General features: G+C 65.1%; 18 protein-coding genes and 1 pseudogene. 10 read left to right on the forward strand and 9 right to left on the reverse strand.

Going from position 1 to position 21,776, the window contains the following annotated elements; genetic code table 11:
- Nucleotides 1-2 precede the first annotated feature (2 nt).
- On the forward strand, nt 3-1,295 hold the full coding sequence (locus JY500_RS20540; RefSeq protein WP_206254413.1) for an MFS transporter: 1,293 nt from the start codon (nt 3-5) through the stop codon (nt 1,293-1,295).
- A gap of 22 nt (nt 1,296-1,317) precedes the next feature.
- Here the strand turns inward: JY500_RS20540 and JY500_RS20545 are convergent, their stop codons facing one another.
- Complete coding sequence (locus tag JY500_RS20545; protein WP_206254414.1) at nt 1,318-1,881, reverse strand: 4'-phosphopantetheinyl transferase family protein; 564 nt, start codon at nt 1,879-1,881, stop codon at nt 1,318-1,320.
- Between the two features lies 1 nt (nt 1,882).
- A complete protein-coding gene (locus JY500_RS20550) occupies nt 1,883-5,887 on the reverse strand; it encodes a Pls/PosA family non-ribosomal peptide synthetase (RefSeq protein ID WP_206254415.1) in 4,005 nt (1,334 codons plus the stop codon).
- A 262-nt stretch (nt 5,888-6,149) separates the two neighbouring features.
- Between JY500_RS20550 and JY500_RS20555 the strand changes: the two genes are divergently transcribed.
- Nucleotides 6,150-6,995, forward strand: a complete 846-nt coding sequence (locus JY500_RS20555) for a hypothetical protein (RefSeq protein ID WP_206254416.1) — start codon at nt 6,150-6,152, stop codon at nt 6,993-6,995.
- Between the two features lie 51 nt (nt 6,996-7,046).
- On the opposite strand, the gene JY500_RS20560 is transcribed toward JY500_RS20555, so the two are convergent.
- Nucleotides 7,047-8,078, reverse strand: coding sequence for an adenosine deaminase (locus tag JY500_RS20560; protein ID WP_425493213.1), 1,032 nt, complete (start codon nt 8,076-8,078; stop codon nt 7,047-7,049).
- A gap of 193 nt (nt 8,079-8,271) precedes the next feature.
- A complete protein-coding gene (locus tag JY500_RS20565; protein ID WP_206254418.1) occupies nt 8,272-10,434 on the reverse strand; it encodes a hypothetical protein in 2,163 nt (720 codons plus the stop codon).
- 280 nt (nt 10,435-10,714) lie between these two features.
- On the opposite strand from JY500_RS20565, the gene JY500_RS20570 reads away from it, so the two are divergent.
- The 8 genes from JY500_RS20570 (at nt 10,715) to JY500_RS20605 (ending at nt 18,210) form a co-directional block, all read left to right on the forward strand.
- Nucleotides 10,715-12,472: a vWA domain-containing protein gene (locus JY500_RS20570; RefSeq protein ID WP_246479710.1), complete on the forward strand. Its 1,758-nt coding sequence runs from the start codon at nt 10,715-10,717 to the stop codon at nt 12,470-12,472.
- Nucleotides 12,473-12,476: 4 nt separating this feature from the next.
- Nucleotides 12,477-13,211, forward strand: coding sequence for an RNA polymerase sigma factor (locus tag JY500_RS20575; protein WP_206254419.1), 735 nt, complete (start codon nt 12,477-12,479; stop codon nt 13,209-13,211).
- Nucleotides 13,208-14,134, forward strand: coding sequence for a hypothetical protein (locus JY500_RS20580; RefSeq protein WP_206254420.1), 927 nt, complete (start codon nt 13,208-13,210; stop codon nt 14,132-14,134). Before JY500_RS20575 ends, JY500_RS20580 begins: the two co-directional genes overlap by 4 nt.
- 35 nt (nt 14,135-14,169) lie before the next feature.
- Entirely contained in the window at nt 14,170-14,790 is a 621-nt protein-coding gene (locus tag JY500_RS20585) for a carbonic anhydrase (RefSeq protein ID WP_206254421.1), read from the forward strand.
- 175 nt (nt 14,791-14,965) lie between these two features.
- On the forward strand, nt 14,966-16,630 hold the full coding sequence (gene ettA, locus JY500_RS20590; protein ID WP_172202414.1) for an energy-dependent translational throttle protein EttA: 1,665 nt from the start codon (nt 14,966-14,968) through the stop codon (nt 16,628-16,630).
- 51 nt (nt 16,631-16,681) lie between these two features.
- The gene (locus JY500_RS20595; protein WP_206254422.1) at nt 16,682-17,077 is read left to right on the forward strand and encodes a nucleotidyltransferase substrate binding protein; all 396 of its coding nucleotides are present in this window, start codon (nt 16,682-16,684) and stop codon (nt 17,075-17,077) included.
- Entirely contained in the window at nt 17,062-17,391 is a 330-nt protein-coding gene (locus JY500_RS20600) for a nucleotidyltransferase family protein (RefSeq protein WP_206254423.1), read from the forward strand. Before JY500_RS20595 ends, JY500_RS20600 begins: the two co-directional genes overlap by 16 nt.
- A 258-nt stretch (nt 17,392-17,649) precedes the next feature.
- Nucleotides 17,650-18,210, forward strand: a complete 561-nt coding sequence (locus JY500_RS20605) for a HipA domain-containing protein (RefSeq protein ID WP_206254424.1) — start codon at nt 17,650-17,652, stop codon at nt 18,208-18,210.
- A gap of 232 nt (nt 18,211-18,442) precedes the next feature.
- Here JY500_RS20605 and JY500_RS20610 read toward each other — a convergent pair whose 3' ends face one another.
- From JY500_RS20610 to JY500_RS20625, 5 genes and pseudogenes are all read right to left on the reverse strand, one after another.
- The gene (locus tag JY500_RS20610) at nt 18,443-18,889 is read right to left on the reverse strand and encodes a hypothetical protein (RefSeq protein WP_206254425.1); all 447 of its coding nucleotides are present in this window, start codon (nt 18,887-18,889) and stop codon (nt 18,443-18,445) included.
- A gap of 92 nt (nt 18,890-18,981) precedes the next feature.
- A complete protein-coding gene (locus tag JY500_RS20615) occupies nt 18,982-19,737 on the reverse strand; it encodes a YbjQ family protein (RefSeq protein WP_206254426.1) in 756 nt (251 codons plus the stop codon).
- A 285-nt stretch (nt 19,738-20,022) separates the two neighbouring features.
- Nucleotides 20,023-20,337 carry a topoisomerase DNA-binding C4 zinc finger domain-containing protein gene (locus tag JY500_RS22215; protein WP_246479712.1) on the reverse strand — a complete coding sequence of 105 codons (315 nt, stop codon included), beginning with the start codon at nt 20,335-20,337 and terminating at the stop codon, nt 20,023-20,025.
- 91 nt (nt 20,338-20,428) lie between these two features.
- Nucleotides 20,429-20,995 (reverse strand): annotated as a pseudogene (locus tag JY500_RS22385) (restriction endonuclease); the annotation flags it as partial.
- A gap of 580 nt (nt 20,996-21,575) precedes the next feature.
- Nucleotides 21,576-21,776: a type II toxin-antitoxin system antitoxin gene (locus JY500_RS20625; RefSeq protein ID WP_206254427.1), complete on the reverse strand. Its 201-nt coding sequence runs from the start codon at nt 21,774-21,776 to the stop codon at nt 21,576-21,578.

Genomic DNA, 21,776 nt, shown 5'->3' on the forward strand with positions numbered 1-21,776 from the left:
TCATGACCAGCACTACGCTCACTGCCGGCGCGCTGCACCGCCCGCTCGGCGCCAGCGATTACAAAACGCTTTCGCTCGCTGCCCTCGGCGGCGCGCTCGAGTTCTACGACTTCATCATCTTCGTCTTCTTCGCGACGACGATCGGCCAGCTGTTCTTCCCGCCCGAGATTCCGGACTGGCTGCGCCAGTTGCAAACCTTCGGCATCTTCGCCGCCGGCTACCTCGCACGCCCGCTCGGCGGCATCGTGATGGCGCACTTCGGCGACCTCGTCGGCCGCAAGCGGATGTTCACGCTGTCGATCCTGATGATGGCGGTACCCACGCTGTGCATGGGCCTGCTGCCGACCTACGCGACGATCGGCCTCGCCGCGCCGGTGCTGCTGCTGGCAATGCGCATCCTGCAAGGTGCTGCGGTTGGCGGCGAAGTGCCGGGCGCGTGGGTGTTCGTGGCCGAACACGTACCCGCACGCCACATCGGCTACGCCTGCGGCACGCTGACAGCGGGGCTCACCGGCGGCATCCTGCTTGGCTCGTTGGTCGCGACCGCAATCAACACCCACTTCACCCAGCCCGAACTGCTGGCGGTGGGCTGGCGGGTGCCCTTCCTGCTCGGCGGCGTGTTCGGGCTCTTCGCGATGTTCCTGCGCCAGTGGCTGGAAGAAACACCCGTCTTCATCGAACTCAAGCAGCGCAAGGCGCTCGCCGATGAAGTGCCGCTCAAGGCCGTGGTGCGCGATCACCGTGGCGCGGTGGTGGTGTCGATGCTGCTGACCTGGATGCTGTCGGCAGCGATCGTCACAGTGATCCTGCTGACGCCCACGTTCCTGCAGAAGCTCTACGGCTTCGATGCACCGACCGCATTGCGCGCAAACAGCGTCGCGACGCTCGCGCTCACGCTCGGTTGCGTGTTCTGGGGCGCCCTCGTCGACCGCCTCGGCGCAGCACGCACGATCCTGATCGGAGGCCTGCTGCTCGCTGCCACGAGCTATGCCTTCTACACAGGCGTGCGCGCCGATGCGTCGCTGCTGATGCCGCTGTACGGGCTGGCGGGCTTCGCGGTCGGTATCGTCGGCGTGGTGCCGTATGCGATGGTGAATGCCTTCCCGCCTGCGGTGCGTTTCTCGGGGCTGTCGTTCTCGTACAACGTGTCGTACGCCATCTTCGGTGGCCTCACACCGATGGTCGTGACGCTGATGCTCAAGAGCGATCCGCTCGCGCCGGCGCACTACGTTGTCGCCCTCGCGCTGCTGGGTGCCGCGACCTCGTTCTTCCTCAAGCGGGAGCCGGTGCGCTAAGCGCCTTCAAGGTTGCCCTGCTTCAACGCGGCAGGGCCAGCGTGCCGATGTAGCCCGCCGGCAAGGTGAGCGGGCTGCAGCGGCACGCATCCACCACATCGCCGGCACGCCATTCACGCAGCGCCTCGCCACGCAACTTCAGGCTCGCTTCCAGCTGGGTCCAGGCTTGCGAGAACGCCTCGGCGCGCAGTTCAAGCGGCGTCGCGGCAATTTGCGTGGCCATGGCCGGCCCCAGGTAGTCGCGCGCGACGGCTGCCCAATCTTCCGGCAGCGCCACACGCATCAGGTCCACGCCCACCGGGCCATCCCAGTTCACGGCAACCAAAGAGCAGCCCGGCTCATGACTGAACGACAGACCAAGCGCGTAACCGACAAGCTGCGGGGGAAGCCCGGGCGACGCGCGCAGCGTTAAGGACTCGGGCGCGACGCCCAATCGTACAGCGATGTACTCGCGAGCCGCTTCGCGCACCCGCGCACGGGCATCGGCACGGGGCATGTCTGGCGCTAGGGCGAGCGCGAGCACCACGCAAGGCGCGCTTGGCGGCGGCGCTTGTGCCGGCCATTCGAACACCGGCCAGCGCGCCATCTCAGGCCGTTTGCGGTGCGGCCGGGCAGCCCTGCCAGCGGCTGCCCGCCGGGATGCTCTCGCCCTTCATGACCAGCGTGAGCGGCCCGAGCTGCGCGCCGTCCGCCACCGAGGCGCTGTACAGCACCGTGCTGCGGGGGCCGATGTTCACCTTGGCGCCGATGTGCACATGGTCGATCTTCATCACGCGGTCTTCGAACAGGTGCGTCTGCGGGCAGGTCAGCGCGTTGAGTTCGCTGTACTCGCCGATGTGCACACAGTCGAACTCGGTGATGTCGGTGGTATCGAGATACACGCCGCGGCCGATCTTCGCGCCGAGCAGGTTCATCGCCACCGGCAACCACGGCGTGCCGCGCAGGTAGCGCAGGAAGTTCGGCACCGTGATGCCTTCGTACATGTTGGTCGCCGCTTCCGACAGCCACACGAAGGGGGTCCACATCGGCACTGCGCGCTTGCTGTAGCGGCCGATCGTGATCCACTTGAACAGTGCAACGAAGATGAAACTCGCGAGCCCGAACAGCAGGCCCGCCTCGGTCAGATCCCAGGCCACTTCACCCCAGCGGCCAGCCCCGGCGGCGGGCATCACGTCGAGCACGATGCTGTAGCCCACCGCGATCACGATCGCGTGCGGAGACACGATGCGGAAGGCTTCGATCAGGCCGCGGCCCAGGCGACGCATCGGCGAGGGGTGGAAGGTCAGCGACTCCGGATAGCCGCTGGTGGTTTCACGCGCCGGCAGGTTGATCGGTGGGCTGCCGAGCCAGGTGTCACCACTCTTCATCAGGCTGCCGTCCGGCACCCTTGAGAGCACGCCGACCAGCACGTTCTCCGGGATCGTCGTGCCATCCGGCACATAGGCGCCGTTGCCAACAAAGCTGCGGCGCTCCACCACGGTGGCCTGCATCGTCATCCAGCCGCCGTTGATCTCTTCGTCGCCCAGCAACACCGCGTCGGCGATGAAGGTTTCGTCGCCCAGCGTCAGCATGTCCGGCACCACGCCCAGCGCGGTCGAAATCTCGGCGTCACGCCCAACCTTCGCGCCCAGCAGGCGGTACCAGAACGGCGCATACACCGTCGCGTACACGCCGTGCAGGATCTGCAGGCTGTTTTCCTGGATCTGGTTAACCAGCCATTTGCCGCAATACACATTGCTGTGCACCGGCCAGCTGCCGGTCTTGAGCTTGGGCAGGATGCCCCAGCGGATGCCTGCCGATACCAGCGCGGTCACGACCACCAGGATCGCGCTGGCAGGCAGGGCGAGCAGGAAGTACTCGATCAACTGCAGCATCACGACGTCGCTCTGCGCCCAACTCAGACCGTCGATTTCGTCGAGCCAGTCAATCAGGATGAAGGTCGGGAACACCGGCATGAAGAACAGCGTGGTGACGAGCAAGGCACCGGCGATGAAGAACACGCCTTCGGTGACGGCCCGCAGCGTGCTGGTCGCCGGCCGTGGTCGCAGCGAAGCCGGATCGAAGGCACCGGTATCACGCGCCGGCGAGCCGGTCCAGATCCGGTGCGGCGGCACTGCCATGCCGTCGGTGAGTGCTGACTGACCTTCCAGATGGCCCCACTCGGCAACCGAGGTGTTGCCCTCCAGCACCGCATAGGAGCCGACGTAGGCATTCGGCCCGATGTCGATGGGGCCGAGGATCAGTTCGCCATGCAGCACGCGCGCATTCTCGAAATTGACCGCATTGCCGATGCTGGCGCCATCGGCAATCGACAGCAGTTCAGGCGCACGCAGCGTCATCGCGCCGATCTGCACATCCTTGCCGATCTTCGCGCCAAGGGCACGCAACCACCAGGCGTACAGGGAGGAACCGCTCAAGAGGTAGGACGGTGCGGCCTCGGTCAGGCGGTCGGCGAGCCACCAGCGGTAGTAGGTCAGGCCCCACAGGGGGTAGCGCCCCGGCTTGAGGCGCCCGGCGATCAGCCACTTGCCGACGAAGGCGAGCACGAACTCACCAAGCGTGGCCGCCAGAAACACCAGCACCGACATCGCCACCGCATACGGAATCGAGTCGCCTGGGTCGCCGGTGAAGAAGTGGTAGGTGAAGAAGGGCGCCAGCCACTGCGCCATGCGGATCGCCACCAGCACCGGCACCGCCGCCGCCTGCGCGATGCCGCAGCGCCAGCGGCGGAAGGCCGACGGTGGCGTCCACTCGACGGCAACCTGCGGTGCCGCAGCGTGCATGGCCTCGAGCACCGCAGCGATATGCCCGACCTTGCGATGCAGGTAGATGTCGCGCACCGTGAGGCCGGCGTAGCGCGGGTCGGCTCGCAGCGCAGACGCGAGCCGTGCGGCGAGCAGCGAGTGCCCGCCCAGGTCGCTGAAGAAGTCCGCCTCGCGGCGGATCGGCTGCCCGGGGAAGAGCCGCTCAAGCGCGGCGAACAGCGCACGCTCGGCGTCGGTCTCCGCCACGTCGGACCCTTCGGCCCCGGCCAGCGCTGCGAGCGGCAGTGCCTTGAGCACCTTGCGGTCGATCTTGCCGGAGGTCAGCCTCGGCATCTCAGTCATCTGCTCGTAGCGGGCCGGCACCATGTAGGGCGGCAGCCGCTCGCCGAGCGCAGTGCGCAGCGCCTTCGGATCGAGTGGTGCGTCACCCTCGGGCACGATGAAGGCAACCAGCTGGTCGATGCCGTCATCGTTGCGCAGCAACACCGCAACGGTGCCCACGCCCGGCTGCTCGGCGAGCACGGCTTCGATCTCGCCCAGCTCGACACGGAAGCCGCGGATCTTGATCTGATCATCGGCGCGGCCAAGGCACTGCACGCGGCCATCGGCATCGATGCGCGCAAGGTCACCGGTGCGGTACATGCGGGCGTCGGTCTCGCCAGTCGCCCAGGGGTTGGCGAGGAATTTCTCCGCGGTCAGCTCGGGGCGACCAAGGTAGCCGGCCGCGACGCCCGGCCCGCTGATGCAGAGCTCACCGGTCTCGCCGCGCGGCAGCAGACGCAGGCCGTTCTCCACGTCCGCCGCAATCACCAGCAGCCCGTAGTTGGGCAGCGGCGTGCCGATCGTGACCGGTTCGCCGGCATGCAACTCGGCGAGGCTGGCCGAGACGGTGGCCTCGGTCGGGCCATAGGTGTTGAACACCTGCCGGCCGGGTCGCGCCCACTTGGCGACCAGCGCCTCGGGGCACATCTCGCCGCCAAGGTTGATCAAACGCAGGCCCGGCACATCCTGCGCAAACAGCGCCAGCAGCGTCGGCACCGCATGCAGCGCGGTGATGCCGTTTTCTGCGAGCGCCTGTGGCAGCACATCCGGGTCGGCAGCGATTTCCTTCGGTGCGATCCACAGCGTGGCCCCGACCAGGTAGCTGATCCAGATCTCTTCGAAGGACATGTCGAAGGCGACCGAGAAGCCCTGGTAGACCTTGTCCGACGCGCGGATGCCGAGCACCGCATTTTCACTGCGCAGGAAGTGGCAGATGCTGCCCTGGTTGATCGCGATGCCCTTGGGCTTGCCGGTGGAACCGGAGGTGTAGATCACATAGGCCGGGTGATCGGGGCGCGCGCCTTCACGGCGGCGCAACGGTGCATCGAGTGGTGCGAGCAGTGCTTCGGCAGTCCACACCGAACGACCGAGCTTGCCCAACTGCGGCGCAAACGCTTCACAACTGACAATGCCGGGGGCCGCCGCATCCTCAAGGCATACCGCAACGCGATCCACCGGTGTGTCGGCATCGCTCGGCAGCCAGGCCGCGCCGGTTTTTGCGATTGCCAGTTGCATCACCAGCAGGTCGATGCCGCGCGGCAACCACAGGCCGATGATCTGGCCCGGGCGCACGCCGGCGTCGATCAGGCGCGATGCCGCGCGATCGGCCAGTGCATCGAGTTCGGCGTAGCTCAGGCTTCGCTCACCGTGAATCAGCGCGATCTGCTCCGGCGTGCGTTGCGCACTGGCTTCGAACAGGTCGGCGAGAATCTCGTCGCGGATCAATTCAGGGCGGATGGGGCCGCAGAGAACGTCGGCAGATTGGGTTGTAGCGGGTGCGGACATGATGGACTTTGGCTGATGCCGACGATGCGGCGCATCGCGGCCGGCGAGATTTTCGCACGCATTGTGCGCCACGCCCGGCAGTCCGACACAGGTTTGCCGAAGCGCAAAGCATGCAAATCCGGCTGCGATACGCTTCGGCCCCACATCGCATCTGTTCGCCCAAATCGCGAGCCAGGTTGACTCGCCGGTTGAAGGCGTGCGGCGGCCCGCGAGAACGGCGAATCGTTGTGCCCCCGATTCCACAAGTCTCCCGGAGCACGTCTTGAGTATTCAACGTTCGATCTGCGCGGCCGCCATCCTGGCCGCAATCACTTCAACGACCGCAACCCCCGCCTTCGCCGCCGACTGGAGTGACACCTCGGTCAGCTACCGCTACGGCACACAATTCGCCGAACCCGGCATCGAAGGCGACATCGCCAAGAGCATCTTCGCGCTCACCCATGTCAGCGGTTTCAAGTACGGCAGCAACTTCTTCAACGTCGACTTCCTGCTGTCCGACAAGAACGACCCCGCGGCCGGCGGCCAGGGTGGCGCACAGGAGATCTACGCGGTGTATGCCAACCAGCTGCATCTCGGCAAGATCACCGGTAGCAGTTACGCCTTCGGCCCGGTACGCGACCTGGCGCTGACCACCGGCTTTGATGCGAGCAGCAAGAACAACGACTTCGCCTCACGCGTGCGCAAGTTCACCTTCGGCCCGACGCTCAAGTTCGGCGCGTTCGATGGCTGGGCAGACCTGAGCCTGCTGTACTACAAGGAAACCAATCACAACGGCATCGTCGGCAAGGACGTGAGCTTCGACAGTACCTGGCGCATCGCGGGCGCCTGGGGCGTGCCGTTCGCTGCGGGCAGCCTGCCGATGAACGTGAATGGCTACTTCAACTACACCGCAGCCAAGGGCAAGGACGGCTTCGGCGATGAAACGAAGCCCGAGACGCTGCTGAACATCTTCCTGATGGCGGACGTCGGCGCCTTGGCCGGCAAGAAGGACACCTTCCTCGCCGGCGTCGGCTACGAGTACTGGCAGAACAAGTTCGGCAACGACCACACGAAGCTGGTCGGCTCCACCGCGCGCACGCCGATGCTGAAAGTCGAAGCGCACTTCTGATCACGACGCAGCGACACACAAAACGGGGTGGCGCTTGCCACCCCGTTTTGTTTAGCTGACGACGCCCGCGTAGCCTTGCTGCGCAAACCAGTCGTCCAGCCGATCGACCCACGCCGCCCGCTGTGCCGCATCCACGAAACTCGCCTCGAAACTGTTGCGCGCCAGCCGGTACCAGACGGACGCATCGAAATCGAAGGCAGCCTGCAGCGCACGAATGTTGTCGCCCATGTAGCCACCGAAGTAGGCCGGGTCGTCGCAGTTGATCGTGGCGCAGAGGCCCTGCTTCAGCAGCGCCGGCAGCGTGTGCTCGCGCATGTCCTTGAACACGCACAGGCGCACGTTCGACAGCGGGCATACCGTCAGCGGCATCCGCTCACGCGCAAGCCGCGCCATCAAGGCCGCGTCTTCCACCGCACGCACGCCATGGTCGATACGCGCCACCTTCAGCAGATCCAGCGCCTCCACGATGTAGGCTGGCGGCCCCTCCTCGCCCGCATGGGCAACGACGGGCTTGCCCAGCGCACGACAGCGCGCGAACAGGCGTTCGAACTTCGACGGTGGATGCCCGCGCTCCGACGAATCCAGCCCGAAACCGTGAATACGGTCGATGAAGGGCGCCATCTCGGCGAGCGCTGCGAAACCCTCCTCCTCGGAAAGATGGCGCAGAAAGTTCGGGATCAGCCGCGTGCTGATGCCGGACTCCTTGCGCGCCGCCTCGGCGCCCGATTCCAGCCCCGCCAGCACCGTCGCGAACGGCACGCCCCGCGGCGTATGCGTCTGCGGATCGAAGAACACTTCGGCATGCACCACGCCATCGGCCGCGGCGCGGCGCAGGTAAGCGAGCATCAGGTCATGAAAGTCCGCCTCGGTGCGCAACACCGCGGCGCAGGCGTAGTAGAGGTCGAGGAAGGATTGCAGATCCTCGAAGTCATACGCGCGGCGCAGCGCATCGACATCCGCGAACGGCAAAGCCACGCCATTGCGCTGCGCCAGTGCGAAGGCCAGCTCCGGCTCCAGCGAGCCTTCGATGTGGATGTGCAGCTCGGCTTTAGGCATGCCGAGGGCGAGGTCAAGCAGGGAGATCGTCATGGCAGCAGGTTCCGTGGCAGTTTCGTCAGCGCACACGGTAATCCAAAGTTCGGCGCTGCCGGAACCGGCGACATGAATTTGCATGGCGTCAAACGTACGAGAGGCTGATCTTCGACACCCTGCGCGGGTGTCGGCGACCAGCCTCTCACGGATTTCGGGGCGCGTTGGCGCCCCCCTTCGATCTCGCTTAGCGCGGGTTCTGCGGGCTGAGCTCGTGCTCCCACACGTTGCCAAAGGCATCCACGCCGGTCAGCGTCGTCCAGCCACCTTGCGGGAAGATTTTGTGTGTCGGGTTGAACACCGTCTGCAGCGGATTCGCGAGCTTCGGATCGACGTTGTAGTGCGACGCGCCGACGGCAAACTCGTCGTAGCCGGTGTTGAGCCAATTGCCATTCGCATCCAGCTTCGGCGTCAGGATGCTCATGCCAACCGACACCAGCCGGAAGCCGAGCTGTTGTGGCAAGGTCCAGGTCAGCGTCACCGGTTTGCCGGGCATGAACGGGCCGTCAACATCGTTGAAGAAGTTGCGATACGAGAAGGCGTGTGCGTCATCCAGTGTGTACTGCGGGAAGAGCTGATCCTTCTTTGCATAGGCATCCGCCTCGCTGACCGGCTTGCCGCGCAGCGTATCGTGTTGAATCGCGACGACATTGCCGCTCGCATCCTTGAGCGTAAAGGTGTAGTCCGAGCCTTGCGCAACCTGGCTCCAGTCCATGCCGCAGTTGGCAACCGGGTTGCTTGCGTTGTTGATCTGGTTGCAGCGGTCGGCATTGAAGGCGTTCCAGTCGAACTCGTCGCCTTTGAAGACCCAGTACGGGCGCGTCCGACGAACCGGCGGTTCCAGATTCAGGCCGCCTGCCGGCAAACCAGGACCCGTAACGGTAATCGCGGCCACGTTGCTGGCAACGCGATTGGTCGGCACATCAAACACGATGTAGTTGCTGACGCGTCCGTCCTGCTTGGCGTAGTAACGGTTGTACTTGAATCGCGCGAGGCGCTCGGCAGTGCCCCACTCGGCACCAGCGAAGCCGATCGTGCCGAAACACTCTTCACCAGGGCGGCAAAGCCAGAGGAACAAGTTATTGCCATTCTCGTCTCGGATCGCCTGATAGTAGGAGGTCTTGCCGTCAGGGAGCACCCTATACGTTGTCACGCCAGGCAGCCCCAACAGCTCTGTTTCGGTCAGCGGTTTTTCCTTCAGGCGTGCCATCAAGCTCACGCGCACCCGGCCGGCGAGTCCGTTGCCAGCCAGCAGCCACTTGCCCGCAGTGCGCTTGAACACCATGCGCTCGTCGCTGGCGCGGAAGCCTGCGCGATAAACAACGCGGAAAGAGGCCTCGATCGTGTCGGCGTCGATCACGTTCTCGACGCGCAGCGCATCAAAACGCACGCCTCGATGACTGAATCCGCCTGCGCTGTCTGCATCCACATGGCGCAGCACCTGGTCGATGAAGTCGGCTGCGGCCTGGCCGTCGTGCTTGAAACTTGTAGCAAAGTAGGGCTGCAAGGCAGTCGAAGCTGGAATCGCGTTGGCGAACAGCGCGGCGAATTCATTCAAAGTCGTCTGGATGTCGCCAATGCTGCTGGCGAGATCGTTCAACGCCTTAGCGCCGCCGGCGGGGGCATCGATCGTCTTCGCGCCCGCAGGGTTGCTCGGATCGAGCGCCACCGCCGCACTGCCCGTCACAAGCGTAATCGAATAGGCCGCGCCCTTTGTCACCACCTTGGTGGCATCCAGCACTTGGTCGATACCAGTGCGGTTCGGCTGAAACTCGGTGGTGCGCAGGTTGGCGCTGCCTGCACCCGCAGCGTCGAGCACCGGTTGTACGACGACCTTGATTGCCTTTTCCGCTGCATCAATAGCCGCTGGCGTGATCTTGCTCAAATCCGCAGTGCCCGCGGCCAAATGGGCTTCCGGCGCGGTACCAATCACCGCGGCGGACACCAGTTCGGTCAGCGGCGTGACATTGACCGCATTGGTGCCGACGTCGCCGGCGGTCGCGACCGAGTGCAACACCACGGCCTCGCCGCCGACATTGCCCACCACCTTGATGATGAACGGTGCGGTCAGTGTCGATACATCCACCTTGTAAGCGCCAGTCGAATCAGCAACCGTTTTCACCGACTTCCCGTTGGCGTCGACGATAACGATTTCGGCTGCTACCACTGCGCCACCCGTAGCAATGCGCCCCGCCAGGGTGCCTGGCGCGCAGGTCGAGCACGCGCTCGGCCCCGGATCCACCGGGGGATTGGGTTTGACCGTGGGGTCGGATCCGCCACCGCCGCCGCATGCCGCAAGGCCGAGCAGAATTGAAGTTGCGATGAGGGTCCGCGCAAAGCGGTGGTGCATGGTGTGGCTCCCTTGGAAATCTGTTCTTGGTTTTTGGTTGTGCGTGCTACCACGCAATGGGCGCGATTCGCTCATGAATTGTCTGTCACGAACTTGATACAAATTGTGACTTTGTCGAATTTAACAGCTTTAGCAGCGACATCTGCGCGTGATCAATAGGCAACCCCTACGCGGTTCTTGTTTTCTTCCTTGGCCTTAACCCGTTTCGTCGACCAGCTCCGTTTCAGTACCCAGACGCCCGCTTCGGGCGCTCCCGGACACTTTGAAAACGGAGCCTCACATGACCCGTAACACGCTTTCCCGCCCAGCCCACCTCCATGCCCGCAACGCGACCTTGCTCGCCGCGCTTGCGGTGCTGACCACCGCGTGCGGCACCAATGGCCTGTCGACCGCGGCAGAGCAGGACGCCGGCACCAACAATGCACAAGCCACGGCCAAGGCTGATGCCGTGCGCGCCGAAGCAGCCGTGCGCGCGGGCGCCGAGCAGAAGCGCCGCGCCGAAACGCGCGAGGCCGTCGCTGCGCCGGCGCCGCTCGCCAAAGCGGTGATGGCGCAGCCGACGCTGATGGCGATGCCCGCGCCGATGCCGGCCGAAGATCGCGAGCGCTACAACCCGATCAAGGACAACGGCGTCGTCGCCGCGGCCGAGCAGCCCTTCTCCACCTTCTCGATCGATGTGGATACCGGCGCCTACGCGAACGTGCGTCGCTTCCTGAACGAGGGCCGCCTGCCGGCGCCCGACGCGGTGCGCGTGGAAGAACTGATCAACTACTTCCCCTACCAGTACGCCGAGCCGCGGGTAGTAGACGGCAAGCGCCCGCCCTTCGGTGTCACCACCGAGGTCGCCGCCTCACCGTGGAACAAGGACACCCTGCTGCTGCGCGTCGGCATCAAGGCCTTCGACAAGCCGCGCGCCACGCTGCCGCCAAGCAATCTGGTATTCCTCGTCGACGTGTCGGGCTCGATGGAGTCGCCGGACAAACTACCGCTGCTGAAGAACGCGCTGAAGCTGATGGTGGAGAGCTTGCGGCCGGAGGACCATGTCTCGCTCGTCACCTACGCCAGTGGCACGCGCGTCGTGCTACCGCCCACCGCGGGCAGCGACAAGGCGACGATCCGCATGGCGATCGATCAGCTCGTCGCGGGTGGTTCCACCGCCGGTGCAGCCGGCATTCAGCTCGCCTACCAGATGGCGCAGCAGGGCTATGTGAAGGACGGCATCAACCGCATCCTGCTGGCCACCGACGGTGACTTCAACGTCGGCGTCACTGACTTCTCGCAGCTCAAGGGCATGGTCGCCGAAAAGCGCAAGAGCGGCATCTCGCTCTCCACGCTGGGCTTTGGCACCGGCAACTACAACGACGCGATGATGGAACAGGTGGCCGACGCGGGCGACGGCAACTACTCGTACATCGACACCTTGAACGAAGCGCAGAAGGTGCTCGTCGAGGAAGCCAGCTCCACGCTCTCAGTCGTTGCGCGCGACGTGAAAATCCAGATGGAGTTCAACCCCGGCGTAGTCGCCGAGTACCGCCTGATCGGCTACGAAAACCGCACCCTGGCGCGCGAGGACTTCCGCAACGACAAGGTCGATGCCGGTGAGATCGGCGCCGGCCACACCGTCACCGCGCTGTATGAAGTCGCGCTGGTCGGCAAGCCCGGCCTGCTCGGCGAATCGCGTTACGGGGGTGGCAAGCCGGTGGCGAAGACCACGCTCCATAGTGATGAGCTGGGCATGCTGCGTCTGCGCTACAAGGCCAATGCCTCTGATGCCGCACAGGAGATCGCCACGCCGGTGAAACGCAGCCTCACTGCGGCAAGCGAAGACCTGCGCTTCGCCGCCGCGGTCGCCGCCTTTGGTCAGCAACTGCGCGGTGGCAAGTACCTCGGCCAGTTCGGCTACCCGCAGATCGAAGCACTTGCCGCGAACGCAAGAGGCAGCGACCGCTTTGGCTACCGCGGCGAGTTCGTCCGTCTGGTGAAGCTCGCCAGCGCGCTGTCGACGAAGGCGCCGGAACAAGTCAGCGTCGCGCAGTGATCGAATGCAGGTTGGCGCTGAGCGCAGCGAAGCCCAAGGGCTTTGTCATCCAAGCTTGATGTCGGGCTTCGCGTTGCTCAGCACCAACCTACATACCTCGACCCAGGTGGCGGCGGAAGCGGCGGCGGTATACTCGGCCGCCATGCCCGACCCCGCCGCACACACCGCCACCGACAGCGACGAAGCGCTGATGCTCGCGTTCGCGGCAGGTGACATGGCGGCGTTCGATGCGCTGTATGCGCGGCACAAGCGGGGGCTGTATGCCTTTGTGGCACGCCTGCTGATCGGCCAGGGGATTGCCGTGGATGATGTGTTCCAGGATGTGTGGCTGTCGGTCGCCAAGGCGCGGGCGCAGTACCGCCCCACGGCGCAGTTCCGCACCTGGCTGTTCCAGATTGCGCGCAACCGCACGATCGATCTGCTGCGCGAGAAACGCCCAGCGCTTGCAAGCGAGCTCCAAGCCCACGACGACGACGGCGACCCCTTCGACACAATCGCCGATTCCGACACGCCCACGCCGGATATCGCACTGGACCGCAGCCAGAAAGCCGCCGCCATCGCGCGTGCCATGGCGGCGCTGCCGGCGGTGCAGCGCGAAGCCTTCCTGCTGCGCGAGCACAGCGAATTGCCGCTGGAAGAAGTCGCACGTTTGACCGGCGTGAATGTCGAAACCGCAAAGAGCCGGCTGCGTTACGCCGTCGCAAAACTGAGGACCGCCTTGCGCGGCATCTGGCCATGACCCGCCCCACCGAATCCGCTGACCACGTCGACGCGGGCGCACTGCACGAGGTGCAGGACGCCTACCGCGCGCTGCCGCCGGCCGAACCAGGCGCGGCGCTCGATGCGCAGGTGCGCGCCGCAGTGGCGGCTGAACTCGCCAAGGCTGCCTCCGTCGAGACAGACGCCCCCGCCTCTGCCGCAAAGGTGATCGAGTTCCCGTGGTGGCGCCGCGCATCGCTGCCGCTCGCCGCCGCTGCCACGCTGATGCTCGCGGTTGGTGTAGGGCGGATGTGGTTCGTCGAAGGGATGTCGGAACGCGCGCCTGACACCCCCTACCCGGCACCGCCCGCGGCAGTGCAGGAGGCGGCACCCACCGCCGCCGATGCAGCCCAAGCACCCGCTGCACCGGCCGCTGCCGAACCGCGCACGACCGACATGCAACGGCCGGCTGCACAAGCCGACGCAGCCCCCAAGCAAGCGATTGCCGACGCGCCGCCGGCAGCGAAGAGCGCGGCGCGGAAAGCTGACACCGAGACCGCCGAAGACGCCGTGATCTTCCGCGGTGTCGAACGTGCTGCACCGCCGCCGCCCGCGGAAGCTGAGGCCAAGCGCGAAGCCGCCGCACAGGCCGACAACGCCCGTCGCGAACGCAGCGCCGAATCGCTCAACGCCGCGCCCGCCGCCGCAGCGCCAGCACCCGCCCAAGGCGCAAAACCCGCCGCAGAAGCGCCCGCCGCCAAGCTGATGCAGAAACGCGCGTCGGTAAGCGATACGCCAAGCGCAGAGGACAGCCAGACCTTCGAAGACATCCGCCGCCTGCTGCGCGAGCAACGCCACGACGAAGCGCGCGCCCAGCTCAAACGCTGGCGCGAAGCGCACCCCGGCGTTACGCTTCCGGAAGATCTGCGCGCCCTCGCTGCCGAACTCGATCGCGCGCCCTGAGCCCGGCTGCCGCCGGGCACTACCGGGAGCCCGCCATGCCAGATTCGCACACCCGCCCGAGCTTCACCGCCGATCAGGCGCTCGAACGCCTTAAGGCCGGCAACGAACGCTTTCTCGCCGGCAAGGCGAAGTTCCCCACGGTGCAGAAGGAAGTGCTCGCCGATCTCGCCAAGGGGCAGGCGCCGTACGCAACGATCCTGGGCTGTAGCGACAGCCGCGTGCCGCCCGAGTTGGTATTCGACGCCGGCTTCGGCGAGCTGTTCATCATTCGTGTCGCCGGCAATGTGCTCGGCCCGACCATCGCCGGCACGCTGCAATACGCCGGCACGCATCTGCATACACCGCTGTTCGTGGTGATGGGGCATGAAGGCTGCGGCGCGGTGCAAGCGGCGCTGGCAAGCAAATTTCAGGGCGTGGAGCACCGCCAGCACATCGAAACCGTGCTCGACATCATCGAGCCCGCCCTCGCCGGCCTCGACCCCAAGCTACCCGCCGACGAGCTGATGCGCGCCGCCGTGGAAGCCAACGTACGCTGGGCCGTGCGGCAAATAAGCGAGTCGCCCGAAGGCCACCTCACGCTCTCGCGCGGCGACATCCGCCTCGTCGGCGCGATCTATGAAATCGAAACGGGGCGGGTACGGTTTCTGGAGGACTGAGCGGGCGGCTTCGCCGCTGCCGGCAAGTGGTGCGGCGGCCGGGTTGCAGGGCCAGCCCCATCGCTGCCTCCGGCTGCGAGCGGGCCAGCCATCATAAAAGCATGCGCACCGCCCGCAACTACCCGACTGCCGGGTAAACTGGCGGCCTTCAATCGAACTAACGGAAGTCGCCCGAATGGCCCAGTACGTCATGTCGATGCTGCGCGTGAACAAGATCGTTCCGCCCAAGCGTCAGATCATCAAGGACATCTCCCTCTCCTTCTTCCCCGGCGCCAAGATCGGCCTGCTGGGCCTCAACGGCTCGGGCAAGTCGACGGTGCTGCGCATCATGGCGGGCGCCGACAAGGAATACGACGGCGAGGTGCAGTGGCAGCCCAACATGAGCATCGGCTACCTGCCGCAGGAGCCCGAGCTCGACGCCAACAAGACGGTGCGTGAGGAAGTCGAATCCGCACTGGGCGAGATCATGGAAGCGAAGACCAAGCTCGAAGAGGTGTACGCCGCCTACGCCGAGCCGGACGCCGACTTCGACAAGCTCGCCGAGCTGCAGGCCAAGTACGAGAACATCATCGCCACCTCGGGCGCGGATCTCGACACCCAGCTCGAAATCGCCGCTGACGCGCTGCGCCTGCCGCCGTGGGACGCCAAGATCGGCCCGCTGTCCGGTGGCGAAAAGCGCCGCGTGGCGCTCGCCAAGCTGCTGCTGAGCAAGCCGGACATGCTGCTGCTCGACGAACCCACCAACCACCTCGACGCCGAATCGGTCGAGTGGCTGGAGCAGTTCCTCGTGCGCTTCCCCGGCACCGTGGTGGCCGTGACCCACGACCGCTACTTCCTCGACAACGCCGCCGAGTGGATCCTCGAACTGGACCGCGGCGAAGGCATCCCCTGGAAGGGCAACTACTCCAGCTGGCTGGAGCAGAAGGGCGCCCGCCTCGCGCAGGAGCAGAAGCAGGAAGATGCCCACCGCAAGGCGATGAAGGAAGAACTCGAATGGGTACGCCAGGGCGCCAAGGCCCGTCAGGCCAAGAGCAAGGCGCGTCTGGCCCGCTACGAGGAAATGTCCAACGTCGAATACCAGAAGCGCAACGAGACCCACGAGATCTTCATCCCGCCGGGCGAGCGCCTCGGCAACCAGGTGATCGAGTTCAAGGACGTCTCGAAGGGCTTCGGTGATCGCCTGCTGATCGACAAGCTCAACTTCAGCATCCCGCCCGGCGCCATCGTCGGCGTGATCGGCCCGAACGGCGCCGGCAAGTCGACGCTGTTCCGCATGATCATGGGCAAGGAACAGCCGGATTCGGGCGAAGTGATCATCGGGCAGACCGTGAAGCTCGCCGCCGTCGACCAGACCCGCGAAGGGCTTGACGCCGACAAGACGGTGTTCGAAGCCATCGCCGGCGGCGCCGACGTGCTGACGGTGGGCAAGTTCGAAATGCCCAGCCGCGCCTACATCGGCCGCTTCAACTTCAAGGGCGGCGACCAGCAGAAGATCGTCGGCAAGCTCTCCGGCGGCGAACGTGGCCGCCTGCACCTGGCGAAGACGCTGATCGCCGGCGCTAACGTGCTGCTGCTCGACGAACCGTCAAACGACCTCGACGTTGAAACGCTGCGTGCGCTGGAAGACGCGCTGCTGGAATTCTCCGGCTGCGTGCTCGTCACCTCGCACGACCGCTGGTTCCTCGACCGCATCGCCACCCACATCCTCGCCGCCGAAGGCGATTCGCAATGGACCTTCTTCAACGGGAACTACCACGAGTACGAAGAAGACAAGAAGAAGCGACTCGGCGAAGAAGGCGCGAAGCCGAAGCGGATTCGGTACAAGCCGATCAGCCGCTGATCGCAAAGCACCCGTCGGCAAAGCTGGCGGGTGCGCTTCACGGAACTCGAAATGGACCACCAGCGCCTCGCCGAACGCATTGCCGATTACACCCGCGCCGTCGCGCGCCTGCGCGAGGCCCTGGCACGTCCGAAAGACGAATTCCTGCGCGACTCCGTGATCCAGCGTTTCGAATTCAGCTACGAGCTCGCGTGGAAGCTCTTGAAACTTCGGCTGGAAGCCGAAGGCATCAACGCGGCCACCCCGCGGCAAGCGATTCAGGAAGCGCTGCAGGCCGGCTTCATTGAAGACGGCAACCTGTGGAGCGACATGCTCCGTCAGCGCAACCTCACCAGCCACACCTACGACGAAAGTCTGGCCGATTCGGTTTACGACTGGATCGCCGCGTCGGGTATTGCCGCCTTCGAATTGCTGGCCCAACGCGCCGCAACATGGACGACGACCTGATCTACGGCCTCGCGCCGGCGCACTACGCGGCGATTGCCGAAATCATTGCCCGCTTCCCGGCAGTCGAACGCGTACTGATCTACGGCTCGCGCGCAAAAGGCAGCGCCAAACCCGCGTCCGACTTCGACCTTGCCGTGTTTGGCGCGACGCTGACAAACGAGGACTTCGCCCGACTCTGGGCCGAACTCGACGCACTACCGCTCGCCTTTAAGCTCGACGTGCTCCACTGGGACACGCTCGGCAACGAGGCGCTGCGCGAGAAGATCCGGGCCGAAGGCAAGGCCTTCTCTCCGCTGCGCAAACCCGGCGCTTGATCCCGGGCTGCAGGCATTCGCCGTCTGCGCGCTCGTCACCTGATCAGCCGCTGACAGCCAAGCCCACACGAAAAGCCCGCAGACTGCGGGCTTTTTTATCGTTTCAGGTTCTTTTCGTGTTCGCTGTCCGCTGCGGGCAACGATCACCACGAATGTGGCTTAAAGCCTGACTTTTCTGAGCGAACCCGCGTTACGCCAGACCAGCGCCGCAAGCAAAGTATCGTTTCACAAATCGTTTCACAAATCGTTTCACGCGTCGTGACTGACGCCCCCGATCTGATCGCCGACCTTTCCGCCGGGCGACGGAAAGCGGTCTTGGTGAAGTTCAGCAGCGCTGCCGACAACCCGGTCGCGCGGCGATGGGCCAGCCTGCTGGTCGCCGAACACCTGGCCTTGCAAACGCTCGCAGCATTCGGCTTACCTGCCAGCCGCAGCAGCTTGCATGAGTTCGGCGGGCAGACCTTCCTCGACGTCGAACGCTTCGACCGCGTGCCGGCCACGAACGCCCAGCACCCGCGCCTAGGCCGTTGCGGTGTCGTATCGCTCGCTGCGCTCGATGCCGCCTTCGTCGGCCAGGCCCATCGCCCACGGCCGACCATCACCGCGGCACTCTCAGCACATGGCCACATCACCCCCGCCGCGCTCCCCGCGCCGCTCATCGGCACGCCGCCAGCGCTTGATGCGTGGCGAGCGGCCTTGAAAGCGTCTGGCGCATTCTGGAAGGCCGTTGCCGCCGATCCGCGCATCGAAGAACCCGTCCGCAACGCGGCGCGCGGCGCATTTGCGGGCCTTGAGGAAGTGAAACTGCCGCTGGCTTAGTTTGATCTTGGTCGGCACTTATGCCGGACTAATGGGCGCCGTCGGCGTCGGAGACGATCCCCCCGTGCTCCCCGAGACATGCCAACCTAGCCGCTGGTACGGAATACGGGCGGGTCATGGGCACCACGCAGGATGCGCGATTGCAAGACCTGACCCCGTGCACGCGTAACACGGTTCAGCGAAGGAAGCCGCAGGGAGTCAGCAGCACCGCGGCCCTTTGATTTGCTAAATCTCAGTACGGTGACTGAGTCACACGCGGACGTCGATACATGCCGAAACTGATTCGGAATAGGTTTGGACGTCCCGGTTCGACGGTGTTCTGTTCGATAACGGGATCCCAACCACCCGCACCGCACAGGCCGCGCCCTTGAGGGTCGGGAATAGCCGACATCGTCGCGACGCCCGGCTTGACGTAGAACACCGCGCTTTCTTCTGGATCAAAACGCGCCGCAAGCTCACCGTTGAGAGCGAGGCCGACGAAGCAACCGCTCGCCAGAAATCCTGAGTCGCGAGTTACGGTCACCTTGACCGTCCCGTCGACGACCTCTTGAAATGCTAGCAACCGCTCAGCCGGTACCGGCTTTGCAGACCTCACCTGAACGGGATTGGTACTAAATGTGCCTGCGCAACCAGACAGTGCGATCACGAAGGTTGCTGCAGCGATTTTGGTACGAGTCATATTGATGTATGTGGGCCAAACAGTCGGTTGTGCCTTGCCAGCCTTCGCCAAGCAGGGATACGGAGCGTCTCGCTCTAATTTTCAGCAAAGCGTCAGTCTTTCGCGGAGGGAAGGTCGAACCGATAGACGATCCTCCCGTCCACCGCATAAAGAACACAGAGACTAGACGAGAACTTCTCGCACAGCCTGACGGCACGATCTTTCGGATCGGAAGGTTCGTCGGGGTCTGCAACGCCCATTCCAGCCGCCCACCCCCAGTGACCGTCGTCGCTTATCGCGAACGCTTTAGGGAATGAGCGACGCAAGAACTCCCGATAGCCAGCTCGGGTTTTATCCGTTGCATGGGGAATCAAGGTCTCGTCTGCGACGTCACGATTCGAGTTGACCCGATCCGCATCGGGCTCGCCCACGGGCAGCCCCGTTCCGGGGAGCAAAATGGCCTGAAGCGAACGAACAAGTGCCGGGTCGAGCTTCACACTTCGCCCCTTGAGTACAACTTCCGCACGGGTCATGCCGGCATGGCAGTCGTAGTGCATCGCGCTATCGCTTGGAACGTCCCGGTAGTTGCTGATGATCCCGACGACCGCGTTATTGCCTCGGCTCCGCGCCTGCTCGCTTAACCTCAGCAGTGCATCCCGGTAGGCATCACGACACGTTTGGGCTTCCGACTTCCTCGCGGAGCCCAGGGGCCGAACCGTGCCGGCCACACCGTGGGCGACGATATCTTCGCCGCTCGCTAAAGAAACGTCCGCAATCACTTCCGTTGCAAGCGGACCGAATTGGAAGGCCACGTCAGCGCCCAGGATCTTCTCGTAACTTGGCCAGCGGAACGATTCGCTGATAGGCATCAGCCAACGGTCATTGCGCGCTTGTGGGGACATCGAATAAACGACGCATGTGAGTATGAAAAGGGCTCTAGTTGAGTTCTTGAGAGTCAGCATCTTCAGTCGGTCAATTTGCTTCTGGTTATGCGGCGCGAGGGCCGTACGAGGTGATCAAATATTGCTCCGGGTCGGAATCAGCGCCATGCCATTCGCGCGGAGCCGATCGCAGCGCCACGGGCAGCGATCGGCGGACTGCAGGAAGTACGGGGTCAAGGAGTACGTCGGAGTACGGGGTCACGGAGTACGGGGTCAGGTCTTCCATTCGCGCATCCCCAATGTCTGCCTGCACTTCGGAAACGTCACACATCCCCAATGCGCACCTCGTGCGCCATCCCGCGCAACCATCCTCTTTCCGCACGACGGGCAACTCGGCGTCGTCCAGTCCCCCGCCGTCGCGGCGACGAGCAGGTTGCGGCTAACTTCGGCGGGCAGGCGCTGGAGCATCGCGAGGAGTTGGTGGCCGTCGAGCAGGGTGATGCGGTTGGCGGGGGCGAAGGCGCGGGCTTCTTCGGTGTAGCGGCCGGGCGCCATGAAGAAGCCTTTGTCGACGCCTTCGCTCGCCATGACGCCGCGCAGCTCGCGGATCAGCTTCACGCAGACCGAGCGCTCGCCCCAAGGCCTTGCACTGGACGACGGCGGTGCAGCGCTGCGAGTCGGCGTCGTCCTGGTAGAGCCGCACGTCGACACCGCCGTCCGGCCCGAGCAGGGTGCCTTCGGCGCGGATGCCCTTGGCGCGGTAGAAAGCGAGGCACAGGTCTTCGAAGCGCTTCCATTCCATGTCGCGCAGCACGGTGAGCGACCATTCGGTAGGCCGGGCGATTGCGCTGCGAGCTTCAGCGGCAGACGCGGGGCCGCCCGCAAGCTCATCGGGCGTCGGCTGGCTAGTCCGCTCGACGCGCTGATCGTCGGTTGCCCCTCGGCCCAGGTCGGCCCAAGGCTGCCGCGCCTTGGGCTCAAACGCGTAGGTGTAGCCGCCGCGCTCGGACGCCAGTTGTTGGAGGAACTTGTAGAGCGCGATGGCGGAGAAGGTGAACAGCGCGATCAGCGCGAACGGGCGAATGCCGCCGTAGATGCCGGCGAGGTAGAAGCCGAACACGCTGGTGCGCGGTAGCCACACGAAGACGCCGATGAAGATGGCGAGCGCGAAGACGGCCGAGAAGTACCACGGCGCTTGCGGCGCGAGGGTGAGCAGACCTTCGTCTTTGCGGCGGTAGCGGGCCATGACTTGGATGGGGCGTGAGCTGCCGGCATTTTATGGGTGACGAAATGTGTTATGGGTGGACAAACGTCAAATGCGGCGCGTGAGCCTAGAATTCGTCACACCTGATTTCGCTTGCCCTGACCATGTCTGCCACCGAGGCCTTTTCCTGGAAGCACTTCGTTATCGCATTGGCCGGGGCTGCATGCATCACTTGGCTGGCCGCGAGCCTGTCGCCCGCCCCGCGATTCGGTCTGACACCCGCGGACGAGGCCCCGGCGGGGACGGATTCAGCATTTAGTGAGCACAGCCCCAGTGACGCGCCGAACAGGGCAATGCATATGGGCGCACCGACACCGCGCTTGGCGAACGAGGTGCCGCCGGCGCCATCCAAGGCGGACGCGCATGCACCGCGCGGCCGTTCGTTCAAATGCGTGGTCGGCGGCCGGATTGAGTACGCCGACCGCCCCTGTGCCGAGGGCGCAGACAGCAGCTTGGTGAATGTGAACCCGGCGATGATGGGGGCAGTGCCGGCGCGGCGTTAGCCAGTTGCCGCCGTGTTGCGGCGCATGCGGCGAGGCGCGCTGCGCCTTCGTGGTGCCGCTTAGTCGCTGTTCGATTCGCCCGTTGCGTCGGGCGAATCGCCGCCCTGAAGCTTGATGCCCCGCCGCGCGAGTGATTCGCGCAGCAGGTATTCGATCTGTGCGTTCACGCTGCGCATCTCGGCGCCGGCGAGGCGCGCGAGGGCGTCCCACACGGCGGGGTCGATGCGCAGCGGGAAGGATTTTTTTCCGGGTGACGCCAT

The sequence above is a fragment of the Niveibacterium microcysteis genome (assembly GCF_017161445.1).
GTDB lineage: Bacteria > Pseudomonadota > Gammaproteobacteria > Burkholderiales > Rhodocyclaceae > Niveibacterium > Niveibacterium microcysteis.